Annotated in this window: 11 protein-coding genes; 8 read left to right on the top strand and 3 right to left on the bottom strand. The window is 53.5% G+C overall.

The window, feature by feature from the left end; genetic code table 11:
* The 6 genes from WH50_RS26575 to yccS all read left to right on the top strand — a co-directional run.
* Positions 1 to 182 (top strand): hypothetical protein (locus tag WH50_RS26575; protein WP_207780211.1); only part of this gene is annotated, 182 nt, incomplete at its 5' end.
* 519 nt (positions 183 to 701) lie between these two features.
* Positions 702 to 869, top strand: coding sequence for a DUF1328 domain-containing protein (locus WH50_RS06580; RefSeq protein ID WP_104155143.1), 168 nt, complete (start codon positions 702 to 704; stop codon positions 867 to 869).
* A 212-nt stretch (positions 870 to 1,081) separates the two neighbouring features.
* Positions 1,082 to 1,552: a PA2169 family four-helix-bundle protein gene (locus WH50_RS06575; RefSeq protein ID WP_110186619.1), complete on the top strand. Its 471-nt coding sequence runs from the start codon at positions 1,082 to 1,084 to the stop codon at positions 1,550 to 1,552.
* 304 nt (positions 1,553 to 1,856) lie between these two features.
* On the top strand, positions 1,857 to 2,228 hold the full coding sequence (locus WH50_RS06570; RefSeq protein ID WP_110186618.1) for a glyoxalase superfamily protein: 372 nt from the start codon (positions 1,857 to 1,859) through the stop codon (positions 2,226 to 2,228).
* Between the two features lie 51 nt (positions 2,229 to 2,279).
* A complete protein-coding gene (locus WH50_RS06565) occupies positions 2,280 to 3,578 on the top strand; it encodes an APC family permease (protein ID WP_110186617.1) in 1,299 nt (432 codons plus the stop codon).
* Between the two features lie 99 nt (positions 3,579 to 3,677).
* Complete coding sequence (yccS, locus tag WH50_RS06560) at positions 3,678 to 5,873, top strand: YccS family putative transporter (protein WP_110186616.1); 2,196 nt, start codon at positions 3,678 to 3,680, stop codon at positions 5,871 to 5,873.
* A 64-nt stretch (positions 5,874 to 5,937) separates the two neighbouring features.
* Here the strand turns inward: yccS and WH50_RS06555 are convergent, their stop codons facing one another.
* From WH50_RS06555 to WH50_RS06550, 3 genes are all read right to left on the bottom strand, one after another.
* Positions 5,938 to 6,549 carry a Yip1 family protein gene (locus WH50_RS06555; protein ID WP_110186615.1) on the bottom strand — a complete coding sequence of 204 codons (612 nt, stop codon included), beginning with the start codon at positions 6,547 to 6,549 and terminating at the stop codon, positions 5,938 to 5,940.
* Between the two features lie 109 nt (positions 6,550 to 6,658).
* Positions 6,659 to 6,931, bottom strand: coding sequence for a hypothetical protein (locus tag WH50_RS26070; protein WP_133251265.1), 273 nt, complete (start codon positions 6,929 to 6,931; stop codon positions 6,659 to 6,661).
* Between the two features lie 5 nt (positions 6,932 to 6,936).
* The gene (locus WH50_RS06550) at positions 6,937 to 7,809 is read right to left on the bottom strand and encodes a DUF4349 domain-containing protein (protein ID WP_165838336.1); all 873 of its coding nucleotides are present in this window, start codon (positions 7,807 to 7,809) and stop codon (positions 6,937 to 6,939) included.
* 113 nt (positions 7,810 to 7,922) lie between these two features.
* Between WH50_RS06550 and WH50_RS06545 the strand changes: the two genes are divergently transcribed.
* Together WH50_RS06545 and WH50_RS06540 are read left to right on the top strand one after the other, a co-directional pair.
* Positions 7,923 to 8,747 carry an inositol monophosphatase family protein gene (locus WH50_RS06545; RefSeq protein WP_110186613.1) on the top strand — a complete coding sequence of 275 codons (825 nt, stop codon included), beginning with the start codon at positions 7,923 to 7,925 and terminating at the stop codon, positions 8,745 to 8,747.
* Positions 8,744 to 9,949, top strand: coding sequence for a methyltransferase (locus WH50_RS06540; RefSeq protein WP_110186612.1), 1,206 nt, complete (start codon positions 8,744 to 8,746; stop codon positions 9,947 to 9,949). The genes WH50_RS06545 and WH50_RS06540 overlap by 4 nt, the downstream gene beginning before the upstream one ends.
* The last annotated feature ends 488 nt before the right edge of the window (positions 9,950 to 10,437 follow it).

Here is a 10,437-nt window from a genome sequence, read left to right as displayed (position 1 = left end):
GCAGCCGAGACAAGGAAAAGACAGGCGAAAAAGCGGAGTTTAGTGGACTAAACGAGCATTTGACTCGCTTTGCTCGCCCCTTTGGGGCCGTGCTAAAGCACGTTCAGCCTTCGGCTGTGAGCCTGTTTTTGACGCGGTATTCGGCAACGCAGATAGATTTTCAACGACCTGTTAAGGTGTAGCTCAATAAAGCGGTGTGAGCTAATACCTGACGAGGATTAGTCCAGTTAGTGTCAGGGCAATGCCATGATGATGAGCAGTTGTGGCGTGCTGAGTTGCAAACGGTTATCTGGCTATTTTTAAGATGCGAATTGTGATGTGTGGAGATTGAATGTAATTAATTGAAAATATTCACGTTCTGACTATGTAATTATTGCCAGTTATTCCTTGTAATATTCATCTCTCAATTTTTGTGAAAAATATTTAATTCATATAAATCAACTATTTATAGTTTGGCATGTATCTTGATCTGTATTTTTTCACGAACACTGGCTTACAGCTTTCGACGCAAGATAAGAATTGCGTGATTGAGAGATTGGCTGTCGATTTTTTGAGAATGGTTAATCGGGACAGAGAAGAATCAGAGATCATGGATGATCATCACGTAAAGAAATAATAAAGGAAACTGCTAATCCTGAAATTGACTTTCTATTCATCAGATAATGGGAAATTAATTCCTATGGATTGCCAAGGAGAATGTCATGCTTTCATGGGCTGTTGTATTTTTTATTCTCGCCATTGTGGCGGGCTTGCTGGGCTTTACCGGAATTGCTGCGGCATCGACCGGAATTGCGAAAATACTCTTTCTAGTCTTTCTGGTGATGTTTGTCATCTTCCTTATTACCGGCAGAAGACCCCCCAAAGTCTGATCGATAAGTAAGTGTACTGATCGTCAGTCAGGTTTTTTATAACTGATTCAAGGGTTTAGAGGCGGCAGCAGCAATGACGTATTGTTGTTTTGCGAGTGTCGCTGTTGTTTCGCGAGCGTAAGACGGCTTCAGGTCAGGCTTTCATCCAAGGGATTAACAGGGATGCAACAGGGAAGTGGTACCGACTGAAGCGCTGATTCAGGGAGAATTGTATGCGTAATCAAATAATCAATGAGCATGATGCTGATGTCCTGTCGCATATCGTCAACGTGTGCGAAGACGGTAAACAGTTCTATCAGCATGCGGCACAGCAGGCGCATAACCCGGCGCTGCGTCAGGTGTTTGACGAACAGCTGAAAGCCCGCCTTTCAGTCATCAATGCGCTTCGACCGGAGTACGAGATGCGCAAGGCCAAACCGCTTTCGCGTGAGCAAACCGTCGAGGGACGCCTGCGCGAACTGTACACGGAAGTGAAAACAGCACTGGTGGCAGACGACAAGGAAGATTATGTGCTGGTTGAGCAGCTGCTGGTGTCTGAGGACCGTACACTGATCGAGATGCAGGAGGCGATCAATGCCGTTAGCAACCCGGCGTTGAGTATGCAGTTAAATGACCAGTTAACTCACATCCAGCAGGCGCATGCGCGGATGCATCATCTGAAAAACGTGTTAAAGCCGCATTGAGATAAAGGTACACCAGCGGTTGGCAATACATCCGCAGACTCAGAAGCGTGATAAGCAGCGAGAACGTTTAACAGGTCGTTGAAAATCTATCTGCGTTGCCGAATACCGCGTCAAAAACAGGCTCAAAATGCTCATTTAGTCCACTAAACTCCGCTTTTTCGCCTGTTTTTTCCTTGTCTCGGCTGCCTCGATAACGTTTTTCAACAGCCTGTTAAAAAGTGAGGAAGTATGCCCACTGTGTCGCTTGATCTCAGTGGGCACGCTATTCTTGGGGCTTCCTGTGCGGCAACAACTGGAGGTTCCCATGTCGTTATCCGGTGCTATTCCGATCCTGAGAATCTTTGATGAAGCCAAGGCACGGGAGTTCTATCTGGACTTCCTCGGCTTTCATCTCGACTGGGAGCATCGCTTTGATCGCGACTTTCCGCTCTACCTGCAAATTTCCCTCGATCAATGTGTACTGCATCTGACGGAGCACCATGGTGATTGCTGTCCCGGCAGTGCCATTCGTATCCCCTGTGACCATCTGCATCATTATTGTGAGCAACTGAACGCCAGGAACTATGCCTACGCGCATCCGGGGATCGAGAAGATGCCCTGGGGAACCAGTGATATGGCGATTACCGATCCCTTTGGAAACCGGCTGGTTTTTACCAGAGACGATGAAGTCAACTAAGCACGTGAACACGTTCTAAGGCACCACCATTTCTGGTTTTCGGGACGATCTATGAAGCAAAACACGGCAGAGCGTATGGGGCTGATGGGGGCAATCGCCATTGGCATCGGGGGAATGGTCGGTGGCGGTATTTTCGCTGTACTGGGCGAGGCGGTGTCGACTGCCCATGGTGCTACTCCCGTGGCTTTTGCACTGGCCGGCGTAGTTGCCCTGTTAACCGCTGTGAGTTATGCCCGTCTTGCTGTGGCCTATCCCAATCGGGGCGGTACGGTGGTCTACATTGACAATGCTTTCGGCAACAACCTGGCCTCGGGCAGTGTGAACGTCATGCTGTGGCTCAGCTATCTGGTCACCATTGCTCTCTATGCCAGTGCGTTCGCCTCTTACGCGGCGACATTTTTTGCAGATGGCGTCTCACCCCTACAGCAGCATGCCCTGATCAGTGTGGCGATCATTCTGCCAACCGCCATCAATCTGATCAGCGCCAGTTTTGTCAGCCGTTCGGAGACCCTGATTGTGGTGCTGAAACTGGCACTCTTGGTGTTCATCATTTATTCCAGCCTGCCTTATATGGATATTCAGCGCGTCAGTCCGGCCCAGTGGGGGGATCCGCTTTCTATTGTGGCGGCGGGCATGATTATCTTCGTGGCGTACGAAGGATTTGAACTCATTGCCAATGCGGCAGAGGATATCGAAAACCCGCGACGCAACCTGCCACTGGCCTTTGTCTTGTCGGTTGTGCTGGTCATGGTGCTGTATATGGTGATTGCGGTGCTGACGGTCAGCACGGTAAGTGAGGCGCAGCTGGTGACTGCCAGGGATTATGCGCTGGCCGTGGCTGCTAGGCCTGCTCTGGGCCAAAGTGGCTTTGTGATCGTAGCAGCAGCGGCGTTGCTGGCTACCTTCTCTGCTATCAACGCCACCATCTATGGCAATGCGCGTCTTGGCTACACTCTGGCCAGAGACGGACAGCTACCTGAGCAGTTTGATCACGAGGTCTGGAATAAACCCGTGGTCGGTGTGCTGATGACAGCCATTATCAGTCTGCTGATCGCCAATACGATCAGCCTCAATGAGATCGCCATTATCGGCAGTGCCAGTTTTCTGCTGATCTTTACACTGGTGAATGCCAGTGCATGCAGATTGCGTCAGCACATCGGGGGCAGCATCTGGCTTTATGGCGCGGGGACCATGCTGTGTGCTCTGGCGCTGGTTGTACTGCTCATTCACACCTGTCAGACCGATGTGCGTGCCCTCTGGGTTTTTCTCGGTTTTTTACTGATTTCCTGTGGCTTTGAAGGGGTCTTTGGCACGATCGTTCGGGGCCACTTTCTGGGCAGGCAATACTGATTACCTCATTCCGTCAGTGTAGTGGTGTGAAGCCGTGGACAGTCTGGCACGGCATTCGCTAGGCTTGGAGTCGTTTGTTTACTGGCTTCGTAGAATCTGATGTCGTTACCTGCCTTTGCCGAATCTCTGCGGCGCCTGTGGGCGCTGGAAAAGTTCACCTACAGCTTGCGTGTCTTTATTGCTCTCAGCGGCGTCATGGCGGGCTGCTGGCTGACAGATCAGATCGCGCTGGTTATTCCGCTGTTTCTCGGTGTCATTGCCAGCGCACTTGCGGAAACTGATGACAGCTGGCTCGGCCGTTTACGCGCCAGCGGTGTAACTCTGGTTTGCTTTGCCGTAGCGGCTTTCGCAGTCAAGCTGCTGATGCCTTATCCGCTGCTGTTTGTTGCGAGTCTGGCACTCTCCACTTTTGTCCTGACGCTGTTTGGTGCACTGGGTGATCGCTATGCAACCCTAGGGCAAGCAACACTGATCTTGTCGGTGTACACCATGATTGGTGTCGATCAGGGCAAGATGACGACCACATTCTGGCATGAACCCTTGCTGCTGACGCTCGGTGCCAGCTGGTACAGCCTGCTGTCGGTGATCTGGCATGCCTTGTTTGCGCACCAGCCGGTGCAGCAGGGGCTGGCAACACTGTTTGTTGAGCTGAGCAGTTATCTGAAGATCAAGGCGACGCTACTGGAGCCAGTGAAAGAGCTGGACATTGAGGAGCGTCGTCTGGCATTAGCCAGACAGAATGGTCGGGTGGTGGCCGCCCTCAATCTGGTCAAGGAAACCATCCTCAATCGTATGGATGGCAGCGGCGGGCAGAAGGTCAATCGCTATCTGCGTCTCTATTTCATTGCGCAGGACATCCACGAGCGCGCCAGTTCGTCTCATTACCCCTATCACCAGCTGAGCAAGACGTTCTTTCACAGTGACGTGTTGTTCCGCTGTCAGCGCTTGCTGGATCAGCAGGGTAAAGCCTGTAAGCGACTGGCCTTTGCCATTCGCCTGCGAAAGCCTTTTGACTATGGCGATACGCGACAGGCTCACGCCGATCTGCAGGCCTCGCTCACCTATCTGCAGGAACAGCAACGGCCCGAGTGGCGCAGCTTGCTGCGCTCGCTGAATGCGCTGGCGGACAATCTGGCCAGTCTGGAGCAGCGTCTGGCTACGGCTAATAATCCCGATGCGCTGGCCAGCGATCAGGACAGTGTGCTGTTCGACCACAATCCCCGCACACTCAAGCAGGCATGGCAACGCTTGCGCCAGCATCTGTCCGTTACCTCACTGCTGTTCCGGCATGCTTTGCGCCTGTCGATTGCGCTGTGTATTGGCTATGGCGTACTGCATGCCATTCACCCGTCACAGGGTTACTGGATTCTGTTGACCACGGTATTCGTCTGTCAGCCCAACTATGGCGCAACACGCATTCGTCTGGGGCAAAGGGTAGGGGGAACGGTCGTTGGACTGATCGCTGGCTGGGCGCTGATTACGCTGTTTCCCAGCCCGCTCATTCAAAGTCTGATTGCGGTAGTGGCAGGCGTTTCCTTCTTTGTCACCCGCAAGAGCCAGTACGCGCTGGCGACGGGATTTATCACCCTGATGGTGGTGTGCTGCTTCAATCAGGTGGGCAATGGCTACGGGCTGATCTGGCCCCGTCTGGTGGATACGGTGTTAGGTACTCTGATTGCCGGGCTGGCAGTCTTCACCATCCTGCCTGACTGGCAGGGGCGCCAGTTGCATCGTGTTGTAGCCAATGTGCTCGACTGTAACGGGCGCTTTCTGCGCCAGCTGATGCAGCAGTATGCGACCGGCAAGAAAGACGATCTGGATTATCGCGTGGCGCGGCGCGATGCCCACAACGCTGATGCAGCGTTATCGACGGCGCTGTCGAATATGCGTCTGGAGCCCGGGCATTTTCGTAAGGATGCGGAGGCTTGCTTCCCCGTGCTGGTCGTCAGTCATACCCTGCTGAGCTATCTGTCAGCTTTGGGTGCTCACCGCCATGTGCTGCTGGATGTGGCCGGTGATGAAGTGCTGGATCAGGCGGCGGAGGTTATTGTCAACCAGTTACAACGCATGGCGGAGGATCTTGCAGAACGCAGGCCCGTCACACCTGCGCAACCCGATGAGCAAGCGATTTTGCTGGCATTGGAGCAGCTGGCTGACGGCCTCGATGATCAGCATCGTCTGGTGCAGACGCAGTTGTTGCTTATCGGTCAGCAGCTGGCGCCTTTACGGGAACGTTTGCAGGAAATGCAGCAGCGGGTAGCCAGTGCGGCCCCTGCTTTGACTGAGCAGAAATAGAATGACCCGGCAGCAGGCCGGGTCATCAGGGACGGAGTGTTGGGTTATACCTGAGGTGGTGAGTTTATTTCATATACATCCATACCAGACTGTAATCAGATCCCATACTCCAGAGTAATACGACCACGGCCAGCAAGGCCTCAAGGACCAAAACGCCGATGCCAAGGGTGGTGCTGGAGAGGATAAAACCCTGTTTACGGCTTATGCCAAGGAAGCTCGGTGTGCCGATATAGAGCAGGTAACCGGTATAGCAAACCCCGCAGAGTACTGCCAGGAAGCACAGCCACGCAATCGGGTAGAGCGCAAACAAACCACTGAGAAACATCGGTGTGGCGATATAGCCTGCAAACACGACACATTGCTGAAGGTCCGGGCGCTCTGGCAGGTGACGCGCCATCCAGTGGATTACGCCGCCAACCAAGCCGACGGCACCGATAATAAGTACGTAGAACATGATGCCCAGCCAGAGACCATCGAGCATCGACACCTGAACGGCTTTTTCGCCTCCCAACGTCCAGCCGACCTGTGTTGTTCCAATGTAAGCGCTGATGACAGGTATCGCTGCCAGCCACAGCACATGATGGGTGTAAAGGTGACTGATTGTCTCGCCTTCACTATTGATGGACCGCCATTCACGATCGGGATGGTGCAGCAGACCCCAAATGTGATTAATCATGGATTCCCCCCTCGCTTCTTTCGAAGAAGCCTTTTTATTGTCAACCCACACACTGATTCCATACAGATTCAGTGAACTGTGTCTTGCACTTTTTCAGTATAGATGACTCTTAAAAAATCAAAGGCCCGCCTTCTTGAAAGTTATGCACACTGTGCACTCTGGCGGCTGATCGAGGCGCTATATCAGGGGAAGAAGCACCATAAGGGGCGTAGAGCGGTATTTTTGGCGTAGTGTCGAAATTGCTAATCAGCAGATCAGAAACAAAGTGAAGCAAAAGAGAGGCTATCAAGCGGTGCATGATCGATAGCCATGAGCAGATGGCTTCTGGGACAGGATGTGAATGAGATATGCGCGCTCCCCAACCGTTGGGAAGCGCGCCCATGAAGATTATTTCCTTTGTTTACGGCGTACCAGAGTCACCAGAATCCATACTGTTGGGATCAGTAGTATCAACCAGGGCAGTAGCGCAACAGCAAAGGTCAGCACCTCGGCCACACTGCGGAAGAAGACGGCGCCACTGTTGTACAGTGCATCAATTAGCGGCTGGATGATGCTACTGTCACTGAAAGTCGGCTGCACTTCATAGTTCAGGTCAATACGTACTTTTTCCGTGAGATTGGAAAGATAGGCACGTTTACCCTTGGCGGCATCCAGATCACCCTGTACACGCCCCAGCTCACGCTCCAGTTGAACAACATCCCCAAGGGATGCTGACTGAGTATTGAGCAGGCCACGCAGACGATCTCGCACCTCTTCCAGATTTTTCAGACGTGCTTCCACGTCAATCACTTCATCGGTGCGATCCTGACGGTCGATACTGGATTCCACCAGTCCGGCATCACCGAGTGCCTTGAGGAAATCAGCCATCTGCGGACGGGCAACACGCACACTGAGAGTTGCCCGGGCCTGCTGATATTGCTGAGTGGTCTGGATGTTGGCGTTGATGACTTCGCAGTCAAACTTCTGGCAGAGATCTGCATGCTTCTGCCAGGTGGGCTGAAGGTCGGCTTCCGGTAGCTGGAAGCGCAGATAGCGGTGTTCTTCAATGAATTGCTGCTGTTCTCCCGGCGCTGAATCCTGCGCCGCCTCCTGAGCAAGCATCATTCGCTGTGGGGCGGGAGCCATTTTGGCAAAGCCTGCAGCCATTTGCCCGGCGGGAGCACTGCTTGCAGCATCCTGGCCTTGCTGACAGGCCGTCAGACCCAGTGTGGCTATCAGGGAAAAGCCAATAATCGCGAATGAACGAGGTATTCCTTTCATGAAGTGCTCCTGCATATGAGAGAGGGTCAGCTGCTCATAACCGATCTGACATCGGTGCTGACGGCTGATTTTGGTAAACTGGCGCTCATTCTAGCCTAGGCCATGGATACGATATGTTTAAAGGTGATTCAGATTCATTTATTTTGCCTCTTGCTGCTTATGCCGAGTCACTGGCTCGTCAGGCCGGTGAGGTACTGATCAGCGAGCGTAAAAATCAGAGCTTTTCTCTTGATTACAAGCGCGGTGTCGAGCTGGTAACGACTGCGGATCTGGCCGCCGATGCGTTGATCCGTGCCGGGATCGAGTCGGTTTATCCTGACCACAATATTCTCTCTGAAGAGTCTGCTCCCGACTTTTCTGACCCTCAGGCACTGATGGGGCCTCTGTGGGTGATAGACCCAATAGACGGCACCGTCAACTTTGCCAATCAGCAACCCGCTGTTGCCGTGTCTATTGCCTTTGCTGTGGATGGCGTGACGCAAGTCGGGGTGGTGCACTGCCCCTTCATGAAGGAAACCTTCACGGCTGTTCGAGGCCGGGGAGCATTCTGCAACGGTCAGCCCATCAAGGCAGCTCATATTACCGAGCTGCGACAGGCCCTCGTAGCGACCGGCTTTCCCTATGAGAAAGAGGGTGTACCGCATCTGCTGCAACGGCTGCAGCAGGTGATGGCAAAGGTTCAGGATGTGCGCCGGATGGGATCGGCAGCCATTGATATCTGCTATGTCGCGGCGGGGCGCCTTGGTGCTTACTACGAAACGGTCAACCCCTGGGATATGGCCGCAGGTTATTTGATTGCCAGAGAAGCGGGGGCGCAGGTCGGGCGCTTTGCCAAAGCGAAGTCGCTGATGCCTGAAGAGCTGAATGGCGAACATCTGCTGGTTGCCAGCCCCCCTCTATTTGAGCCTCTTCAGCAGATTCTTGAACCTACCCTATGAGTGAAAATCTCGCCGACAGGTTTGACCAGCTTAGCCAGCTGCTGGTGGAGGGGGCTGAGTTCTGGCAGCCGGTGCCGTTCAAAACAGAGCAGCTGGCCTGGCAGAAAAACTATCGCCCGCTTTGGCAGGCGCTGCAGCGGGTCGGTGATGAACAGTTGCAGCGTTTTGAAGATGATCCGGAACAGGCAGAAAGCTGGCTGGCAGCATGGCTGCCTGTTACAGCGATCCAGCAGCTGAGCGGCATACCAGCAACAGGGCAGACGGCTGTATCGCTGCCCTCTACCTGGGGTGATCATATGCCGGGCCGGAAATGGCAGCAGGTATGCGCCTTTGTTTCAGGGGTGACGATAGCGTCTCCCTCGCATGTGCTGGAGTGGTGTGCGGGAAAGGGCCATTTGGCCCGGACTATTTCAAGGCTACATCAAGTGTCAGTAACGGCTCTGGAATGGCAGGCGTCGCTGTGTGAAGAAGGGGAGCGTTTGAGCCGTAGTCAAAACACCTCCGTCACAGCAGTGACTCAGGATGTACTGGCCGACTCGGTGTGCCAGCATCTGCAGGCAGACAGTCATGTACTGGCATTGCACGCCTGCGGTGATCTTCATCGCCGTCTGATCGCGTTGGCAACGCCTGAGAAGATGCAGCGTATTACGCTGGCTCCCTGTTGTTATCACCTGACGGAACAGCCGGTCTATCAGCCTCTGTCACGGCGAGGCCAGCAGATATGTGCTGATCTGCAACTCTGGATCAGTCGCGAACAGCTACGTCTTGCAGTACAGGAGACTGTAACGGCGCCAGCTTATGTCCGGCGTCAGCGCAGGCAGGCAAGTATCTGGCGTCTGGCCTTTGATCTTCTGCGGCAGACGCTGCAGCAAGACAGCCAGTATCTGTCGATGCCCAGTATCCCTTACGGCCAGCTACCCGCTGCTTTTGCTGACTTCTGCCTGCAGCAGGCGGAGCAACTGGGGTGCTCCATACCGGGTCAGACGGATTTTCATCACTGGCTGCAACAAGGCGAAGTGCGTTATCGACAGGTGCGTCTGGCAGAGGTGGTTAGGCATCTGTACCGACGGCCACTGGAAGTGTGGCTGGTGTTGGACCGTGCTTTGGCGCTGGAGGAGCAGGGGTTTTCCGTAGCGCTGAGTACCTTCTGTGCCAGAGAGCTGACGCCACGCAATATTGTGCTCAGTGCACACCGGCCATAACGCTGCCCGATGGAGCATTGCTGTTATCAGGTGTCCGGCCTGTTATTGGTCTGTAAAAAAAACGGGCCCCATAGGGGCCCGATAAACTGCGAGATTGGAGAAGATGTTTGCACATCTTCGGTACAAGCCTCGAGGTTACTCACCCACTCGGTGTGATTTTCGAGGCCGGATCATCCGGTTACCAACACGCCGATGAATGCGGGACAGGGGTGGATTGGTAACGGGCTGAATCAGGAGCAACAGAGGCTTAGCAGGTCGTTGAAAATCTATCTGCGTTGCCGAATACCGCGTCAAAAACAGGCTCAAAATGCTCATTTAGTTCACTAAACTCCGCTTTTTCGCCTGTTTCTTGTGCCCTCGGGGTACTTCCTTCTCTCGGCTGCCTCAATAACGTTTTTCAACAGCCTGTTAGTGATTAAGAATCTGGCTCAGGAACAGCTGTGTACGCTCATTCTGTGGATTATTGAAGAACTCGTTAGGCTCGTTCT

Origin of the sequence: Pokkaliibacter plantistimulans (assembly GCF_003194385.1) — a bacterium.
In the GTDB taxonomy this organism is placed as follows: domain Bacteria; phylum Pseudomonadota; class Gammaproteobacteria; order Pseudomonadales; family Balneatricaceae; genus Pokkaliibacter; species Pokkaliibacter plantistimulans.
This window is presented reverse-complemented; position numbering and strand designations above follow the sequence as displayed.

Coding starts and splice junctions, on each gene's coding strand:
- WH50_RS06580 (WP_104155143.1), top strand. CDS start 702: ATGCTTTCATGGGCTGTTGTATTTTTTATTCTCGCCATTGTGGCGGGC.
- WH50_RS06575 (WP_110186619.1), top strand. CDS start 1,082: ATGCGTAATCAAATAATCAATGAGCATGATGCTGATGTCCTGTCGCAT.
- WH50_RS06570 (WP_110186618.1), top strand. CDS start 1,857: ATGTCGTTATCCGGTGCTATTCCGATCCTGAGAATCTTTGATGAAGCC.
- WH50_RS06565 (WP_110186617.1), top strand. CDS start 2,280: ATGAAGCAAAACACGGCAGAGCGTATGGGGCTGATGGGGGCAATCGCC.
- yccS (WP_110186616.1), top strand. CDS start 3,678: ATGTCGTTACCTGCCTTTGCCGAATCTCTGCGGCGCCTGTGGGCGCTG.
- WH50_RS06555 (WP_110186615.1), bottom strand. CDS start 6,549: ATGATTAATCACATTTGGGGTCTGCTGCACCATCCCGATCGTGAATGG.
- WH50_RS26070 (WP_133251265.1), bottom strand. CDS start 6,931: ATGGGCGCGCTTCCCAACGGTTGGGGAGCGCGCATATCTCATTCACAT.
- WH50_RS06550 (WP_165838336.1), bottom strand. CDS start 7,809: ATGAAAGGAATACCTCGTTCATTCGCGATTATTGGCTTTTCCCTGATA.
- WH50_RS06545 (WP_110186613.1), top strand. CDS start 7,923: ATGTTTAAAGGTGATTCAGATTCATTTATTTTGCCTCTTGCTGCTTAT.
- WH50_RS06540 (WP_110186612.1), top strand. CDS start 8,744: ATGAGTGAAAATCTCGCCGACAGGTTTGACCAGCTTAGCCAGCTGCTG.